This is a genomic window from Streptomyces ferrugineus (assembly GCF_015160855.1).
Classification (GTDB): Bacteria; Actinomycetota; Actinomycetes; order Streptomycetales; family Streptomycetaceae; genus Streptomyces; species Streptomyces ferrugineus.
This window is the reverse complement of sequence record NZ_CP063373.1, coordinates 8,776,443-8,793,612: the sequence shown is the minus strand read 5'-3', so window position 1 is coordinate 8,793,612 and position 17,170 is coordinate 8,776,443. Positions and strand designations below refer to the sequence as shown.

The following is a 17,170-nucleotide window of genomic DNA, read 5'->3' as shown; positions in this document are numbered from 1 at the left end:
CTCATATGCCAGGCGCCATCTATGCCGAAGGTCTGGTGAAGACCTTCGGTGACGTAAGGGCTCTGGACGGCGTCGACCTCGATGTTCCCGAGGGCACCGTCCTGGGTCTGCTCGGGCCGAACGGCGCGGGCAAGACCACGACCGTCCGCTGTCTGACGACCCTGCTGCGGCCGGACAGCGGCTCGGCGGTCGTCGCCGGAATCGACGTCCTCAAGAACCCCGACGCCGTGCGCCGCTCCATCGGCCTGTCCGGCCAGTTCGCGGCGGTCGACGAATACCTCACCGGCCGCGAGAACCTCCAGATGGTCGGCCAGCTCTACCAGATGAGGGCGAAGACGGCGAAGGCCCGCGCGGCCGAGCTGCTGGAGCAGTTCGATCTCGCCGACGCCGCCGACCGCCCCACGAAGACCTACTCCGGAGGCATGCGCCGCCGTCTCGACCTCGCGGCGGCACTGGTGGTCTCACCGCCCGTGATGTTCATGGACGAGCCGACCACCGGACTCGACCCGCGCAACCGCCAGCTGCTGTGGGAGGTCATCAAGCAACTCGTCTCGGGCGGTACGACCCTGCTGCTGACCACCCAGTACCTGGAGGAGGCCGACCACCTCGCACACGACATCGCCGTCGTCGACCACGGCCATGTCATCGCCAAGGGCACCTCCGACCAGCTCAAGGCCCGCACCGGCGGCGAGCGCGTCGAGGTCGTCGTCCATGAGCGCGAGGACATACAGCCCGCGTCGGAGGTGCTGCGCGGCTTCGGCAAGGGCGACACCACGGTCGAGGAACACATGCGCAAGCTCACGGTGCCCGTGACCGGCGGCGCCAAGCTCCTCGCCGAGGTCATCCGCGAGCTCGACGTCCGCGGCATCGAGATCGACGACATCGGCCTGCGCCGGCCCACCCTCGACGATGTGTTCCTGTCCCTGACGGGCCATGTCGCGGAGATCAAGAACGCCGAGAGCGACGCCAAGGAGGCCGCCAAGTGAGCGCCGTCACCGACGCCGTGCGGGTCGCGCCGGCCACGAACCCGGTCAGCCAGTCGGTCCGGGACTCGATGGTCGTCGCCAAACGCAATCTGATCCGGATGTCACGCATTCCGGAGATGATCATCTACGGGCTCATCCAGCCCATCATGTTCGTGGTGCTGTTCACGTACGTCTTCGGCGGGTCCATGCAGATCGGCAACAGCACCAGCGCCGCCGACTACAAGAACTTCCTGATGGCGGGCATCTTCGCGCAGACCGTCACCTTCGCCACCGCCAGCTCCGGCGCGGGTATCGCCGACGACATGCACAAGGGCCTCATCGACCGCTTCCGCTCGCTGCCGATGGCGCGCGGCGCGGTGCTGACCGGGCGCACCTTCGCCGATCTGGTGCAGACGACGCTGACCCTGGTGGTGCTGGCCGTGGTCGCCGTGCTGGTCGGCTGGCGGGTGGGCTCGGACGGTGACACGAACGCCGGCAAGGTCCTCGGTGCCTTCGGCCTGCTGCTTCTGCTCGGCTACGCGTTCACCTGGATCGGCGCCCTGATCGGCATGTCCGTGAAGACTCCCGAGGCGGCCACGTCCAGCGGGCTGATCTGGCTGTTCCCGGTCACGTTCATCTCGAACGCGTTCGTGGACACCAGCCATATGACCCCGTGGCTGCGGCACATCGCCGAATGGAACCCGTTCAGCGCCACCGTCCAGGCGTGCCGGGTGCTGTTCGCCAACCCGGGTCAGTCACCGTCGGACGCCTGGCCCATGCAGTATCCGGTGTGGGCCTCGCTGATCTACTCGGTGCTGATCATCCTCATCTTCCGCACCCTGGCGGTTCGCAAGTACCGCTCCGCGACCGCATGACGAAACCCCCGGCGCCGAGGGGCGGCCGGGGGCTGTCGTGGAAAACCGGGTCTGCCGGTCCTGCCTGGTGGCGGAGTCAGCCGTTGTAGGGCTCGGCCTTGAGGATCTTCACCGAGGCCGTCTTGCCGTTCGGCAGCTCGTACTCCGCGTCCTCGCCGACCTTGTGGCCGATCACGCCGGAGCCCAGCGGGGACTGCGGGGAGTACGTCTCGATGTCGGAGCTCGCGTACTCACGCGAGGCGAGCAGGAAGGTCATCGTGTCGTCCTCGTCACCGTCGAAGGCGATCGTCACGACCATGCCGGGGGCCACCGCACCGTCCGCCGACGCCGGCGCCTCGCCGACCTTGGCGTTCTCCAGGAGCTGGGTCAGCTGACGCACCCGGAGCTCCTGCTTGCCCTGCTCCTCCTTGGCCGCGTGGTACCCGCCGTTCTCGCGCAGGTCGCCCTCCTCGCGCGCGGCCGCGATCTTGGCGGCGATCTCCGTGCGCGCAGGACCAGACAGGTACTCCAGCTCGGCCCTGAGCTGGTTGTACGCCTCCTGGGTCAGCCAGGTGACGTTCTCGCTGGTCTGGGTCACAGGTGCTCCTCGTAGGTACTGGGAATACAAAGCATCGCCCTACCCAGAAGGATGTTCCCTCATGGATGGGCGAAACCACGAGCCTAACAATTCAATGGCCGAAGGGGGAGGACATAAGCCATCAGAATTGCGTCAACGCAGGTCAGCGCCGCTGTATTCCGGATGAATCCGGTCAGTCGGCGTGGCAGCCGAGCAGCTCGGCCGTGGTCCCCTGGGACGTCGTACGGAGGGTGACGACCTTGTCGACGCGGGTGGCGTCGCCGTCGAAGCGGAAGTCGGCCCGGCCCACCTCGGCACCGTTCTCCGCCTGGGAGCGCAGGGTGCAGTAGCCGGAGGCGCCGGCGTCCTTGCGGACCTCCAGATGCACCTTGACCGCGTTCTCGCCGGCGTCGAACTCGATCACCTCGGCGCTGATCTTGTTCTGGCCGACGTAGTGATAGGCGAAATAGCCGATCAGCGCCAGCAGCACCGCCCCGAGGACGGCGCCGGCGACCTTGAGCCTGCGGTCGGCACGTGCGTCCGAGGGGCGGCCGTAGCGGCCCTCGGGCAGCCGTGTGCTCGCCGTGCTCATGATCGTCCTCTCCACCGGGGCGGGACGGTTGTCCCAAAACGGGGCCCGCGGGTCGTGGCCCGGAATTATCCGCCCCCCGATTCGGTCACTATAGAAGCTGCCGATCGCGCCGGTTCACACCGGGCGCCGACACTTGAGGATTGAGTCTTGACTGACCAGCTGCGACTGATGGCCGTGCACGCCCACCCCGACGACGAGTCGAGCAAGGGCGCGGCGACCATGGCGAAGTACGTGTCCGAGGGGGTGGACGTGCTGGTGGTGACCTGCACGGGCGGGGAGCGCGGCTCCATCCTCAACCCGAAGCTTCAGGGCGACAAGTACATCGAGGAGCACATCCACGAGGTGCGCAAGAAGGAGATGGACGAGGCCCGCGAGATCCTCGGGGTCCGGCAGGAGTGGCTCGGCTTCGTCGACTCCGGCCTGCCCGAGGGCGACCCGCTGCCGCCGCTCCCGGAGGGCTGCTTCGCGCTGGAGGACGTCGACAAGGCGGCCGGTGAGCTGGTGAAGCAGATCCGTCGCTTCCGTCCCCAGGTGATCACCACCTACGACGAGAACGGCGGCTACCCGCACCCCGACCACATCATGACCCACAAGATCTCGATGGTGGCGTTCGAGGGCGCGGCGGACGCCGAGAAGTACCCGGAGGCGGAGTACGGGCCCGCGTACCAGCCGCAGAAGCTCTACTACAACCAGGGCTTCAACCGCCCGCGCACCGAGGCGCTGCACCAGGCCATGCTCGACCGCGGCATGGAGTCCCCCTACGGGGACTGGCTCAAGCGCTGGGACGAGTTCGGCATGAAGCAGCGCACCCTCACCACGCATGTGCCGTGCGGCGACTTCTACGAGATCCGCGACAAGGCGCTGCTCGCGCACGCCACGCAGATCGACCCCGACGGCGGCTGGTTCCGGGTTCCGCTGGAGCTCCAGCGGGAGGTCTGGCCGACCGAGGAGTACGAGCTCGCGAAGTCCCTCGTCGATACCTCCCTCCCCGAGGACGACCTCTTTGCGGGCATCCGCGACAATGCCTGACATGAGCGCAAGCGCAAGCCTGGCAATGACACAGCTCGCCACCCTCGCCAAGGAGGTCGACGAGGACAAGGTCACCCCCGGTGTCCTCGGCTTCATCGTCTTCGCGGTGATGGCACTGGCGGTGTGGGGCCTGATGAAGTCCATGAACCGCCACATGAGCAGGGTCGACTTCAAGGAGCCCGCGGATCCGAAGCCGGACTCCGGGGACACCGCCGACGCGACCGGCGCGGCGAAGTCGCGGAAGAGCTGAGGGCGACGGCGCCCGGCGCCGGTTCAGTGCCGGGCCGTTGACGTCACCCCCATGACCTCGCGTGCGTGGCGGTTCGGCACCATGCCGAGTCGCCAGGCCTGCCATCCCGCCTCCAGGTTCACGCCGCGTTCCAGCAGGAGCTGGTAGGCCTCCACGTAGTCGTCCAGCTTCGCGTCGCGCAGTGGATGGCCGGTGCGGGAGAGCTGGGCCAGTTCCTCCTGGGCCACCGCCGTGCCGACCTCCACGCCGCCGGGAGCGGCGTAGGGCAGCAGCGTGCAGCGTAGGAAGCGGGCCCAGTCCTCGCCGCGCCGGTCGCCGTAGGACGCGAACAGGCCGATCGCGTCGTCGCACAGGGTCAGCGCCTGCGCGGCGCGGGTGTTGCCGGCGTCCACGACCGCCAGCTCCAGGCAGGTCCACGCCTCGCCGTGCGCGACGCCGATGCGCTGGAAGTCGGCCCGGGCGTCGACCAGGAGCTGGCGGGCGAAGCCCGAGTTGCGCAGCGAGCCCGTCTGGGCCGCGCGCTGGTCGCGGGTCACCCGCGCCGAGTGGTGCCGGGCGCACGCCAGGCCGTACACGTCGCGCATCCGGGAGAACATCGTCCGGGAGCGCTCCAGCTCGCGGACCGCGAGGTCGAGGTTGCCCGTCTCCTCCAGGGCCTGGCCCAGGTAGTACAGGGACCAGGCCTCGCCGCGCGCGTCCTCGTTCTCGCGGTGGCGGGCGGCCGCCTGGCGCAGGCCGTCCACCGCCGGCGACGGATCGCCGGCGACCAGACGGGCCCGCGAGAGCTGGGTCATGGCCCACGCCTCGCCACGGGCGTCACGGGTGCGGCCGTACAGCTCCAGGGCCGTGCGCAGATCGTCCTCCGCACGCGGTACGTCGCCCATCCGCAGACCGAGCTGGCCGAGCTGGAAGTGGGCCCAGGCCTCGCCGTGGACGGACTCGCCGGCGCGGTGCAGCGACAGGGACTCGGTCAGCAGGTCCAGGGAGTCGGCGACCCGGCCCCTGTCCCGCTCCACCGCCGCCAGCGCGTGCATCGTCCAGGCGCGGTCGGTCGCAAGGCCGGGTGCCGACTGCAGGTCCAGGGCCTCGCGGAGCTTCGCCGCCGCCTCGGTGAGATTGCCCTGGTGGTGCAGTGTGATGCCCAGGGAGCACAGGGCACGGGCCGCGCCCGCGTCGTGGTGGGCCTCCATGTACAGCTCGACGACCGAGGTCAGGGTGGTGCGGGCCTTGTCGAGTTCGCCGAGCTGGCGGGCCGCGATGCCGGTGCGCCACTGCACCGAGCGGACCAGCAGGCCCTTGTCCACGGCCTGCGCCAACTCGCTGATCTCGCCGAGGCGGTAGAGGTCGCCGCGCAGCAGGCAGTAGTCGCACAGGGCGCCCAGCAGGTTCAGCACCGCCGCCTGGTTGGCGTCCTCCGCGTGCCTCAGCGCCGCCGTGATGAAGCTCGACTCGTCGTCCAGCCAGCGCAGCGCGTCGTCCAGGGACGTGAAGCCGTGCGGGCTGAACCGGTCCGAGCGGGTCGACATGTTGCCGTCCACCAGGCGCAGCACCGAGTCGGCGAGATCGGCGTAGTTCACGATCAGCCGCTCCTGCGCCGCCGTGCGCTCCGCCTGCTCCTCCTCGTCGAGGAGGCGGGCCTGGGCGAAGGCGCGGACCAGGTCGTGGAGGCGGTAGCGGCTGCCGCGGACGTGGTCGATCAGGCCCGCCCGGGACAGTGCCACCAGGTGACGGGTGGCCTCGGCCTCGTCCGTGGCCAGCAGCGCCGCCGCGGCGGCCGCGCCCAGCGAGGTCCGGCCGGCCAGCGCGAGTCTGCGCAGCAGCCGGCGGGCCGCCTCGGACTGGTCGGTGTAGCGCAGCCACAGCACCCGTTCGATCGGCTCCACCGGGCCGTACGCCCCCAGATCGGTCGCCAGGGCGCGCGGTGAGCGCGGGCCCAGGGACGAGCCCGCGATGCGCAGCGCCAGTGGCAGTCCGCCGCACAGCTCCCGGATCCGGTCGGCCGATTCGGCGTCGTAGGGCCCCGAGGAGTCGTGCGCGGCGGCGCTCAGCAGTTCCTCCGCGCCGGCCGCGTCCAGCGCCTCGACCGGAAGCTGGTGCACCCAGGCGGCGAGGTCGGCGGGCAGTTCGAGGGGCTCGCGGGAGGTGACCAGGACCAGGCTGTCGGAGCGCTCGGGGACGAGGGCGCGGACCTGCCCGGCGTCCGAGGCGTCATCCAGTACGACGGTGACCGGGAGGCCGGTGAGGTGCTGGTGGTACAGCTCGCCGAGCCGCTTGAGCTGCTGTTCGGGGGAGGAGCGCTCACGGAACAGGAGTTGCTCGCGCGGGGCGCCCAAGCGGTTCAGCAGATGCAGCAGGGCGTCTCTCGTCGACAGCGGCGGCTCCTCGGCGGTGTCGCCGCGCAGGTCCACCACGCACGCGCCGCGGAACTGGTCCTTCAGATCGTGGGCCGCGCGGATCGCCAGCGCGGTACGGCCGCTGCCGGGCCCGCCGTGCAGGACGACGACCGTCGGCCTGGTCTCCGTACTGGCGCGGGCCGCCTGCACCCACTGCCGGATCCGCGCCATCTCCTGCCGGCGGCCCGCGAACGGGTCCATCGGATCGGGGAGCTGGGCGAACGACTGCCCCAGCACACTGCGTCCACGGGCCGCCGCGCTCTTGTCGGCGCCCCGCAGCCGCGGCCCCGTCTTCTTCGGGCCGGTGGACGCGCTCAGCACCCGCTGCTGGTCGAGGAAGGGGCGGATGCCGCGTACCTCCAGTGCCGTCAGCCACTGCAGCCGCAGCTGTTCCGGGCCGCCGGGCTGGCCGGCGGCGCCCGCGCGGTGGTGGGCGGCGGGCAGATGCGTCCCGGCCACCTTCACGACCGCCGCCGCCGCGCCCACGACGCCCACGGTGACGCCCGCGCCCACCGCGGTGGTGGCGCCGGTGCCGAGCACCAGGTCGGAGACGACGGCCGCGACGGCGGCGACCGCGGCGACCATGAGCGGCGTACCGCCGCCCTCCCGGGCGAACCGCTGACCGAACGTCAGCCGGCCGGCCTCCGCCTCGTCCAGCGCGCGGGTGTACGCCTCGTACTCCTCGGCCGCCGCCTGCGCCATGGAGTCCAGCGCCCCGCGCGCCCGTGACAACAGCACCTGGCCGTCGATACGGCCGCCGGAGCGCCGCACCTCCTCCTCCACGGCCCGAGCCAACAGCCGCTCGGCATCGGTCCGATGGCCGTCCCGCATGTCTCGTCCCCCTCCGGCGGCAACTCCTTCGCCTATGAGTGTCCTTCGGGGGAGGCCCGAGCGCGAGGGGGCGGCGATCATCGGACCGCAACGGGAGCGTTGTGAACCACCATGCCGCGGGCCGACCGCGGCGCATCCTGGGATCACGCGCGGGTGCAACCCCTGTGGGAGCACCCCGGTCAGGCAGGATGGAGGCATGCCGAACCGACTGGCCCATGAGACGTCCCCGTACCTCCTCCAGCACGCCTCCAACCCGGTGGACTGGTGGCCCTGGGAACAAGCGGCGTTCGAGGAGGCGCGGCGGCGCGGCGTGCCCGTTCTGCTGTCGATCGGATACTCCGCGTGTCACTGGTGTCATGTCATGGCCCACGAGTCCTTCGAGGACCAGGAGACCGCCGACTACCTCAACGCCCACTTCGTGAGCGTCAAGGTCGACCGCGAGGAACGCCCCGACGTGGACGCCGTCTACATGGAGGCCGTCCAGGCGGCCACCGGACAGGGCGGCTGGCCCATGACGGTGTTTCTGACCCCGGACGCCGAGCCCTTCTACTTCGGCACCTACTTCCCGCCCGCCCCCCGGTCCGGCATGCCGTCCTTCCGCCAGGTCCTGGAGGGCGTGCGCAGCGCCTGGGCCGACCGGCGCGACGAGGTCGCCGAGGTCGCCGGGAAGATCGTCCGGGATCTGGCCGGGCGGGAGATCTCCTACGGCGGCACCGAGGCGCCCGGCGAGCAGGAGCTGGCGCAGGCGCTGCTCGGGCTGACGCGGGAGTACGACCCGCAGCGGGGCGGGTTCGGTGGGGCGCCGAAGTTTCCGCCGTCCATGGTGATCGAGTTTCTGTTGCGGCACCACGCGCGGACGGGGGCCGAGGGTGCGCTGCAGATGGCGCAGGACACCTGCGAGCGGATGGCCCGCGGCGGCATCTACGACCAGCTTGGTGGCGGGTTCGCGCGGTACTCCGTCGACCGGGACTGGGTCGTGCCGCACTTCGAGAAGATGCTGTACGACAACGCCCTGCTGTGTCGGGTGTACGCCCACCTGTGGCGGGCCACCGGGTCCGAGCTGGCGCGCCGGGTCGCCCTGGAGACCGCCGACTTCATGGTCCGCGAACTGCGCACCGACGAGGGCGGGTTCGCCTCCGCGCTCGACGCCGACAGCGACGACGGGACCGGCAAGCACGTCGAGGGCGCCTACTACGTGTGGACCCCGGGGCAACTGCGCGAGGTCCTCGGCGACGACGACGCCGAGCTCGCCGCCCGCCACTTCGGCGTGACGCAGGAGGGCACCTTCGAGCACGGCTCCTCCGTCCTCCAGCTCCCGCAGCAGGACGGGCTGTTCGACGCCGAGAAGATCGCGTCCGTGCGGCGGCGGCTGCTGGACAGCCGGAGCGAGCGCCCCGCACCCGGCCGTGACGACAAGGTCGTCGCCGCCTGGAACGGTCTCGCCATCGCCGCCCTCGCCGAGACCGGCGCCTACTTCGACCGCCCCGACCTCGTGGACGCCGCCCTCGCCGCCGCCGACCTGCTCGTCCGGCTGCACCTCGACGACCAGGCCCGCCTCGCCCGCACCAGCAAGGACGGCCGGGCCGGCGCCAACCCGGGTGTGCTGGAGGACTACGCCGACGTCGCCGAGGGCTTCCTCGCGCTCGCCTCCGTCACCGGCGAGGGCGTCTGGCTGGACTTCGCCGGGTTCCTGCTCGACCACGTGCTCGCCCGCTTCGTGGACGAGGAGTCCGGCGCCCTCTACGACACGGCCGTCGACGCCGAGCGGCTGATCCGCCGTCCCCAGGACCCCACCGACAACGCCGTCCCCTCCGGCTGGAGCGCGGCGGCCGGTGCCCTGCTCAGCTATGCCGCCCAGACCGGCGCCGAGCCCCACCGCGGCGCCGCCGAGAGGGCGTTGGGCGTCGTCAAGGCCCTCGGCCCGCGCGTCCCCCGCTTCATCGGCTGGGGTCTGGCCGTAGCCGAGGCCAACCTCGCCGGGCCCCGCGAGGTCGCGATCATCGGGCCGAGCCTCGACGACCGGGCCACGAAGGCGCTGCACCGTACGGCGCTTCTGGGCACCGCCCCCGGAGCCGTCGTCGCCGTGGGCACCCCGGACAGCGACGAACTCCCGCTCCTCGCCGACCGGCCGCTCGTCGGCGGTGAACCGGCCGCGTACGTCTGCCGTAACTTCACCTGTGACGCGCCGACGACGGATCCGGAGCGGCTGCGCGCGGCTCTGCGGAGCTGACCGGCGACACGGACGCGGAGGGTGTCGTTCCGGCTGCCCAAATGGGTGTCTGTTCGGATAGGTCGCGCTTTCCAACGCACCGTTCCGAAACACGCAATTGACCGAAACGGCCCTTGCGCTTCACAGTTTCCCCTTAATCTCTCCACAGTGACGCGACGGGTGTGACGCACCGTCGCGACAGGGGGCATTGGGGATCTGGGGGGATCTGTTGCTGACGTCTGTCTTCATAGCCGTCGTCTCGCTGGCCTTGTTCTGGATGGCGGCTTTCACCTTGTGGTGGCAGATGCACGCGTGGCGTACGCCCGAAGTGCTCGCCTCCACCCGATTCAGCAGACCGGACGGCGGCGGGCGTCTGTCGTTCTCGCTGCTGCTTCCGGCACGGCACGAACAGGCCGTGCTGGACCACACCATCCAGCGGCTGCTGGAGTCCACACACACCGACTTCGAGATCATCGTCATCGTCGGGCACGACGACCCGGAGACCACGCAGGTCGCCGAGGAGGCGGCCGCCCGTGATCCGCGGGTCCGGGTCGTGGTCGACACCCACGAGAAGAAGAACAAGCCGAAGGCCATGAACACGGCGCTGCCGCACTGCCGCGGCGATGTCGTCGGGGTCTTCGACGCCGAGGACCAGGTCCACCCGGAGCTGCTGGCCCACGTCGACCACGCGTTCCGCACGACGGGAGCCGACGTCGTCCAGGGCGGGGTCCAGCTCATCAACTTCCACTCGAGCTGGTACAGCCTGCGCAACTGCCTGGAGTACTTCTTCTGGTTCCGCTCGCGACTCCACCTGCATGCGCAGAAGGGGTTCATCCCGCTCGGCGGCAACACCGTCTTCGTGCGGACGCACGTGCTCCGGGAGGCCGACGGCTGGGATCCCGACTGCCTCGCCGAGGACTGCGACCTGGGTGTCCGGCTGTCCAGCGTCGGCAAGAAGGTCGTCGTCGCCTACGACTCCGACATGGTGACCAAGGAGGAGACGCCCGGCAGCCTGATGTCGCTGCTGAAGCAGCGCACCCGCTGGAACCAGGGCTTCCTTCAGGTCTACCGGAAGAAGGACTGGAGGCAACTGCCCACCTTCGGACAGCGGTTGCTCGCCCGGTACACGCTCATGACGCCGTTCATGCAGGCCTTCACCGGGCTCATCATCCCGCTCAACATCGCGATCGCCGTGTTCCTCGACGTGCCGGTGAGCGTCGCCTTCATCACCTTCCTGCCGGCCGTCACCGCCCTCGTGACCTTCGTCTTCGAGGTCGTCGGACTGCACGACTTCGGCAAGCAGTACGGACTGCGCGTCCGCTTCGTGCACTACCTGAAGCTCGTCGTGGGCGGTCCCTTCTACCAGGTGCTCCTCGCCGGGGCCGCCGTGCGCGCCGTCTGGCGTGAGCAGCGCGGCCGCAACGACTGGGAGCTGACCACCCACGTCGGCGCCCATCTCGCCCACGCCGAAGCGACCCGAGACCTCCGAGAGGACGTCCCTGCGTGACCTCCACCCTTCCCGCGGTGACCACTGAGAAGGTCCCCGCGCAGCGGCAGCCTGCGCCTGTGGCGCGTTCGACCGGTCGAACAACCCCGCCGATACGGCTGCGTTCGTCCCGACCCGACCTCCTCCTGTGCGGCGTCCTGCTCGTCGCGATCCTTGTCGTACAGGGCTGGAACATCGCCGACTACCCGACCCTCAGCGACGACGAGGGCACCTACCTCGCCCAGGCCTGGGCCGTCCAGGAGGGCCGGGGCCTGGCCCACTACACCTACTGGTACGACCACCCGCCGCTCGGCTGGATCCAGCTCGCCCTGCTGACCTGGATCCCGGCCGCGCTCAGCCCCGAGTCGATGACGGTCGGCACCATGCGCGCGGCGATGCTCGTCGTCAGCGCGGTCAGCGCGGTGCTGGTGTACGTGCTCGGGCGGCGGCTGTCCCTGCCGCGCTGGGCGGCCGGGCTCGGCATGGTCCTCTTCGGCCTCTCGCCGCTGTCGGTCGTCCTGCAGCGGGAGATCTTCCTCGACAACCTCGCGGTGATGTGGACGCTGCTCGCGTTCGCCCTCGCCGCCTCGCCGAGCCGCCACCTCTGGCACCACTTCGGCGCCGGGATCGTGGCCGCCACGGCCGTACTGACCAAGGAGACGATGCTCCTGGTCCTGCCCGCGGTCTTCCTCACGATGTGGCGGCACAGCCACCGCGACACCCGCAAGTTCGCCCTGACCGGCGCGGTCACCGCCTGTGCGCTGATCGGCCTGTCCTACCCCCTGTTCGCCCTGCTGAAGGGCGAGCTGCTGCCGGGCAGCGGACATGTCTCGCTGTGGGACGGCATCAAGTACCAGATGACCAGACCCGGTTCGGGCTTCCTCCTCGACCAGGGCTCCGGGTCGTACGGCGTCCTGCAGTCGTGGCTCTACTACGACCGTGTCCTGATCCTCGGCGGTCTCGCGGGCGGCCTCCTGCTCCTGGTCACCTGGCGCTGGTCGGTCACCGCCCGCGCCCTGGCCGGACCGTCCCTCGCGGTGGTCGTCCTCGCCCTGATGGCGCTGCGCCCGAACGGCTATCTGCCCGCCATGTACGTCATCCAGGCCCTGCCGTTCCTCGCCCTCGTCCTCGCCGGGGGCACCGCCTCCGTCGCCCACGCGGTCCTGCGGCGCCGGCGGTCCGAGGCCGAGCACCGCTATCTCACCGGCGGCCGCTACGCCCTCGCGGCCGTCCTCGCGATCGCCGCCGGCGCCTACGTCGTCCCGCGCTGGTACGAGGGTGACCGCACCGCCGTCACCGCCGACGCCAACGCGCCCTACCAGGCCGCCTCGAAGTGGCTGGCCACCGAGGTGGCGGACCCGCAGGACACCCGCGTCCTGGTCGACGACGCGCTGTGGCTGGACCTGGTGCACGCCGGGTACGAGCCCGGGCTCGGCGTCATCTGGTTCTACAAGGCCGACCTCGACCCGGCCGTGACCAGGACGATGCCGCGCGGCTGGAAGGACCTCGACTACGTGGTCGCCTCCCCGACGGTACGCCGTGACGCGGTCGACCTGCCCAACGTCAGGGCGGCCATCGAGCACTCGAAGCCGGTCGCCGTCTTCGGCAGCGGCGCGGACCGCGTCGAGATCCGCCAGATCCAGACAGCCTCCGGAGGCGTCCGATGAGCCAGGAATCCACCGCCCCCCAGGAGCTGGGCGAGCCGACCGTCGAGGCCGTGGAGGTGCCCGAACCGGCCGCGGTCACCATCGTCGTACCGACCTTCAACGAGTCCGCCAACGTACGGCAGCTGCTGCACCAGATCACCGAGTCGGTGCCGTCCCGGCTGCCCTGCGAGGTCGTCTTCGTGGACGACTCCACCGACGACACCCCGCAGGTCATCGAGGAGGCCGCGCAGGACTGCCCGTTCCCCGTCACCGTCATCCACCGCGACGAACCCGTCGGCGGGCTCGGCGGCGCGGTCGTCGAGGGCATGAAGGCGGCCGGTTCGGACTGGATCGTCGTCATGGACGGCGACTGCCAGCACCCGCCGTCCCTGGTCCCCGACCTGGTCGCCACCGGCGAGCGCGCGAACGCCGGACTGGTCGTCGCCTCCCGGTACGTCAAGGGCGGCAGCCGGGCCGGGCTCGCCGGCAGCTATCGCGTGGCCGTGTCACGGGCGGCGACCTGGCTGACCAAGTCCCTCTTCCCGCGCCGGCTGCACGGCATCAGCGACCCGATGAGCGGCTTCTTCGCGATCCGCCGCGGCGACATCGCGGCAGAGGCGCTGCGGCCCCTCGGCTACAAGATCCTCCTGGAGCTGGCCGTGCGCAGCCGCCCGCGTGCGGTCAGCGAGGTGCCGTTCGTGTTCCAGGAGCGGTTCGCGGGGGAGTCCAAGTCCACCGCGGCCGAGGGACGCCGCTTCCTGCGGCACCTCGCCGGGCTGCGCACGGCCGACCCGCTGGCCCGGATGGTGGTGTTCGGGCTGATCGGGCTGACCGGCTTCGTGCCGAACCTGGCCGCGCTGTGGGCGATGACGCAGGCCGGGCTGCACTACCTCCCGGCGGAGATCATCGCCAACCAGTTCGGGGTGGCCTGGAACTTCCTGCTCATCGAGAAGCTGCTGTTCCGCGAGCGCCGCCGGCACCGCCACTGGGCCGACCGCACCGTGCGGTTCGCGCTGCTCGCCAACGCCGACCTGGTGCTGCGCATCCCGCTGATCGCGCTGCTGGTCGGGCACTTCGGGCTGGCCGTGCTGCCCGCGACCGCGCTGGCCCTGGTCATCACCTTCGTCCTGCGCTTCGTCGGTACCGAGGCGCTGGTCTATCTGCCCCGCAGGAGCCGCACAGCAAGGAGTACTGCATGAGATCCAGACGGAGAACGGCCCTCCTGGCCGTCATGGGCCTCACCGGGGCCCTGCTCCTGACCGCACCCCCGTCCGCCTCCGCCGCCAACCTCGTCAAGAACCCCGGCTTCGAGACCGCCGGCACCGACGACATGCCCTACTGCTGGGAGAAGTCCGGCTGGGGCGACAACGACTTCACCTTCGAGACGGTGGCCGACGCCCACAGCGGCGGCAAGGCCATGAAGGTCGAGCTCACCCGCCGCCTCGACGGCGACCGCAAGGCGCTGATCACCGAGTCCGCCGAGTGCGCGCCGGTCGTCACCCCGGGCAAGCAGTACGACCTGGGGCTCTGGTACAAGTCGACCACCCCCGACACCTCGGTCACTCTCTTCCGGCACGACCCCACGGCGGGCTGGCAGTACTGGACCGACCTCAAGACGCTCCAGATGGCGGCCGGCTGGACCGAGGCCACGGTCCGCACACCCGAGGTGCCCGCCGGCACCGACCGGATCTCCTGGGGCGTCTCCGTCTACGGCACCGGCTCCGTCACCACCGACGACTACACGATGGACCAGGTCGCCGACCCCGTCCCGGACCCGGTGTGCACGGGGACCGCCGAGGAGTGCGCGAACGGCCGCTGGGACGTGCTGCCCACCCAGAACCCGGTGCGTTCGATGCACTCGGTCGTCCTGAACAACGGCAAGGTGCTGCTGATCGCCGGCTCCGGCAACAGCGAGGAGATGTTCGAGGCGGGCACGTTCACCAGCGCGGTCTACGACCCGGAGAACGGCACGTACAAGACGATCCCCACGCCGAAGGACATGTTCTGCGCCGGGCACGTCCAGCTCGACGACGGCCGGGTGCTCGTGATGAGCGGCAACAAGGGCTATCCGTCGGCCGACGGCACGATCGGCTACCAGGGCTACAAGGACTCGTACGTCTTCGACCCGGTCACCGAGACCTACAGCAAGACCAACGACATGAACGACGGCCACTGGTACCCGTCGGCCACCATCCTCGGCAACGGTGACGTGATCTCCTTCGGCGGTCTGAAGGAGGACTCGACCGGCTCGGTCACCGCCGAGCTGTGGTCGGACGCCGAGCAGAAGTGGCTGGAGCTCTGGAAGGTCAACCAGACCTGGTCGTACTGGGGCCTGTACCCGTCGATGATCCTCATGCAGGACGGCCGCCTCTTCTACTCCGGCAGCCATGTCTTCGGCAACAACATCCCGGGCACCGGTTCGGCGATCTACGACTACGACGCCAACACCGTCACCCAGGTCCCCGGCCTGCGGAACAAGGACGAGCGCGACCAGTCCGCGAGCGTGCTGCTGCCCCCGGCCCAGGACCAGAAGGTCCTCACCATCGGCGGCGGCAACATCGACTCCAACCCGGACGCCAACCGCCTCACCGACGTCATCGACCTCAAGCAGCCCAACCCGTCCTACGTCGCCGGCCCGCCGCTGCCGCAGGGCACCGTCGACCTCGGCGCCGGCAAGGTCCCGCAGACCGGCGGCCAGGGCAAGATGTACGTCTCCGCCGTGCTCCTGCCCGACGGCAAGGTCCTGGAGACGGGCGGCGCCCTGCACAACCGGGCCGACCCGGTGTACGAGTCCTCGCTCTACGACCCGGCGACCAACACCTTCGACCCGGTGGCGGCCGACCCGGAGGAGCGCGGCTACCACTCCTCGGCGTTCCTGCTGCCCGACGGCCGTGTGATGGCGACGGGCGACAACCCGGGCAACGGCAGCTGGAACCACGACGTGTCGATCTACACCCCGCCCTATCTCCTCAAGGGCGAGCGCCCGACGATCACTTCGGTCATCGACACCGAGTGGACCTACGGCGACACCCAGCGCATCACCGTCGACCGGCCCATCGCCGAGGCCGAGCTGATCCGCCCGGCCGCCGTCACCCACTCCTCCGACCCCAACCAGCGCTTCGTCGACCTGCCGCTGTCGGTGGACGGCGACAACGTCGACCTGAACGTGACGAGCAACCCCAACCTGGCCCCGCCCGGCTGGTACATGCTCTTCGCGGTCGACGCCAACGGGGTACCGTCGGTGGCCAAGTGGGTGCACCTGAAGGGCCCGCAGGCCCTGAGCGCGACGGACGCCACGGCGCATGTCCACGAGTTCGCCGACAGCCTCGACGGCAAGGTCACGGGCCCCGGCAAGAAGCGCGGCTCGCAGCAGGTCGGCCCGACCGTCTCCGGCTGCGACCGCCACTACGGCTCGGCCAACGTCTGCGTCCCGACCGACTTCCCGCCGACGGTGAAGGCGACGACGAAGTCCCGCTGCGACTGGCTGAAGAGGAACGACTACGGCCGTATGGAGGTCAACGGCGAGGACGACCCGCTGCGGCTGGACGCGAACCGGGACGGGATCGCCTGCGGGAAGGGTGATGTGACCCGACGTTAGCTCGCATAGTCCGCGAGGGCGCGCTCCACGATGGCGACGAGCTGTTCGTGGTGCGCGCCCTTCCAGTACGCCCGCCCGCACCGGGTGCACTGCGCGAACACGTCGTACGATCGCTGGGTCCCGCCCTCCAGCTGGTCCGACACCTCCTCCTTGGTCGCCTCCCTCAGCAGTCCGTTGCAGGCGGTGCAGCGCGTCCAGGGGCGCAGTTCGGGCCGGAACCGGTCCAGGACGTCGCGGAGTTGGTCGTCGGACCGCGTGCTGTAGACATACGCGCCGGCCCACAGTTCACGGCGTCGCAGCAGCCCCCGGTCCCGGCTCAGCATGACCCGTCGCTCGGCGGCCGAGCGCGCCGCGAGGGCCGGGTCGCCGATGTCCGTCGACTCGTACGCCGTGTCCACGCCGAGCAGCCGCAGTCGGCGGGCGAGGGTGCCGAGGTGGACGTCGAGCAGGAAGCGCAGGGGGGCGCCGGGCACCCGCTGGGGGCGCTCGACGGGCCGTACGCAGACGGATTCGGCCGCCGCCGGGATGTGCGACACCGGCACCTCGCGTCCGTCCACGACCAGGGGGCCGACCTCGGTCAGCGGGACGCCGAGGGACTCCACGACATGGCCGAGGGTCGAGACGCCGTCGGTGGCGACCCGGGCGGTACCGCCCTCACGCCGTCCGTTGGGCAGGAACAGGCGCAGCTCGGGGGCGAACTCGACGTGGATCTCGGGACCGTTCACCCGGCCAGGATGTCA

13 protein-coding genes are annotated in these 17,170 nt (G+C 70.6%); 9 read left to right on the top strand and 4 right to left on the bottom strand.

Annotation, left to right across the window (positions count from 1 at the left end):
- Positions 1 to 5 precede the first annotated feature (5 nt).
- Together IM697_RS39045 and IM697_RS39040 are read left to right on the top strand one after the other, a co-directional pair.
- On the top strand, positions 6 to 986 hold the full coding sequence (locus IM697_RS39045; RefSeq protein WP_194041455.1) for an ATP-binding cassette domain-containing protein: 981 nt from the start codon (positions 6 to 8) through the stop codon (positions 984 to 986).
- Complete coding sequence (locus IM697_RS39040) at positions 983 to 1,840, top strand: ABC transporter permease (protein ID WP_194041453.1); 858 nt, start codon at positions 983 to 985, stop codon at positions 1,838 to 1,840. Before IM697_RS39045 ends, IM697_RS39040 begins: the two co-directional genes overlap by 4 nt.
- Positions 1,841 to 1,916: 76 nt before the next feature.
- Here IM697_RS39040 and greA read toward each other — a convergent pair whose 3' ends face one another.
- The gene (gene greA / locus IM697_RS39035) at positions 1,917 to 2,417 is read right to left on the bottom strand and encodes a transcription elongation factor GreA (protein ID WP_194041451.1); all 501 of its coding nucleotides are present in this window, start codon (positions 2,415 to 2,417) and stop codon (positions 1,917 to 1,919) included.
- A 172-nt stretch (positions 2,418 to 2,589) separates the two neighbouring features.
- Positions 2,590 to 2,988: a DUF4307 domain-containing protein gene (locus IM697_RS39030; protein ID WP_194041449.1), complete on the bottom strand. Its 399-nt coding sequence runs from the start codon at positions 2,986 to 2,988 to the stop codon at positions 2,590 to 2,592.
- Between the two features lie 168 nt (positions 2,989 to 3,156).
- Here IM697_RS39030 and mca point away from each other — a divergent pair, with 168 nt between their 5' ends.
- On the top strand, positions 3,157 to 4,017 hold the full coding sequence (gene mca, locus IM697_RS39025) for a mycothiol conjugate amidase Mca (RefSeq protein WP_194050056.1): 861 nt from the start codon (positions 3,157 to 3,159) through the stop codon (positions 4,015 to 4,017).
- Positions 4,010 to 4,267, top strand: a complete 258-nt coding sequence (locus IM697_RS39020) for a hypothetical protein (RefSeq protein ID WP_194041447.1) — start codon at positions 4,010 to 4,012, stop codon at positions 4,265 to 4,267. The genes mca and IM697_RS39020 overlap by 8 nt, the downstream gene beginning before the upstream one ends.
- A gap of 23 nt (positions 4,268 to 4,290) precedes the next feature.
- Here the strand turns inward: IM697_RS39020 and IM697_RS39015 are convergent, their stop codons facing one another.
- Positions 4,291 to 7,491 carry a tetratricopeptide repeat protein gene (locus IM697_RS39015; RefSeq protein WP_194041445.1) on the bottom strand — a complete coding sequence of 1,067 codons (3,201 nt, stop codon included), beginning with the start codon at positions 7,489 to 7,491 and terminating at the stop codon, positions 4,291 to 4,293.
- A 196-nt stretch (positions 7,492 to 7,687) separates the two neighbouring features.
- Between IM697_RS39015 and IM697_RS39010 the strand changes: the two genes are divergently transcribed.
- The 5 genes from IM697_RS39010 (at position 7,688) to IM697_RS38990 (ending at position 16,430) form a co-directional block, all read left to right on the top strand.
- Positions 7,688 to 9,721, top strand: coding sequence for a thioredoxin domain-containing protein (locus IM697_RS39010; protein ID WP_194041443.1), 2,034 nt, complete (start codon positions 7,688 to 7,690; stop codon positions 9,719 to 9,721).
- 208 nt (positions 9,722 to 9,929) lie between these two features.
- Positions 9,930 to 11,207: a glycosyltransferase gene (locus IM697_RS39005; RefSeq protein WP_194041441.1), complete on the top strand. Its 1,278-nt coding sequence runs from the start codon at positions 9,930 to 9,932 to the stop codon at positions 11,205 to 11,207.
- Complete coding sequence (locus IM697_RS39000; protein ID WP_194041439.1) at positions 11,204 to 12,853, top strand: ArnT family glycosyltransferase; 1,650 nt, start codon at positions 11,204 to 11,206, stop codon at positions 12,851 to 12,853. Before IM697_RS39005 ends, IM697_RS39000 begins: the two co-directional genes overlap by 4 nt.
- A complete protein-coding gene (locus tag IM697_RS38995; RefSeq protein WP_194041437.1) occupies positions 12,850 to 14,031 on the top strand; it encodes a glycosyltransferase in 1,182 nt (393 codons plus the stop codon). Before IM697_RS39000 ends, IM697_RS38995 begins: the two co-directional genes overlap by 4 nt.
- Positions 14,028 to 16,430, top strand: coding sequence for a galactose oxidase early set domain-containing protein (locus IM697_RS38990; RefSeq protein WP_194041435.1), 2,403 nt, complete (start codon positions 14,028 to 14,030; stop codon positions 16,428 to 16,430). Before IM697_RS38995 ends, IM697_RS38990 begins: the two co-directional genes overlap by 4 nt.
- Here IM697_RS38990 and IM697_RS38985 read toward each other — a convergent pair.
- Positions 16,427 to 17,155, bottom strand: a complete 729-nt coding sequence (locus tag IM697_RS38985) for a Mut7-C RNAse domain-containing protein (protein WP_194041433.1) — start codon at positions 17,153 to 17,155, stop codon at positions 16,427 to 16,429. The two genes, IM697_RS38990 and IM697_RS38985, sit on opposite strands and share 4 nt — an antisense overlap.
- Between the last annotated feature and the right edge of the window lie 15 nt (positions 17,156 to 17,170).

Coding starts and splice junctions, on each gene's coding strand:
- IM697_RS38995 (WP_194041437.1), top strand. CDS start 12,850: ATGAGCCAGGAATCCACCGCCCCCCAGGAGCTGGGCGAGCCGACCGTC.
- IM697_RS39015 (WP_194041445.1), bottom strand. CDS start 7,491: ATGCGGGACGGCCATCGGACCGATGCCGAGCGGCTGTTGGCTCGGGCC.
- mca (WP_194050056.1), top strand. CDS start 3,157: ATGGCCGTGCACGCCCACCCCGACGACGAGTCGAGCAAGGGCGCGGCG.
- IM697_RS39030 (WP_194041449.1), bottom strand. CDS start 2,988: ATGAGCACGGCGAGCACACGGCTGCCCGAGGGCCGCTACGGCCGCCCC.
- IM697_RS39010 (WP_194041443.1), top strand. CDS start 7,688: ATGCCGAACCGACTGGCCCATGAGACGTCCCCGTACCTCCTCCAGCAC.
- IM697_RS38990 (WP_194041435.1), top strand. CDS start 14,028: ATGAGATCCAGACGGAGAACGGCCCTCCTGGCCGTCATGGGCCTCACC.
- IM697_RS39020 (WP_194041447.1), top strand. CDS start 4,010: ATGCCTGACATGAGCGCAAGCGCAAGCCTGGCAATGACACAGCTCGCC.
- IM697_RS39045 (WP_194041455.1), top strand. CDS start 6: ATGCCAGGCGCCATCTATGCCGAAGGTCTGGTGAAGACCTTCGGTGAC.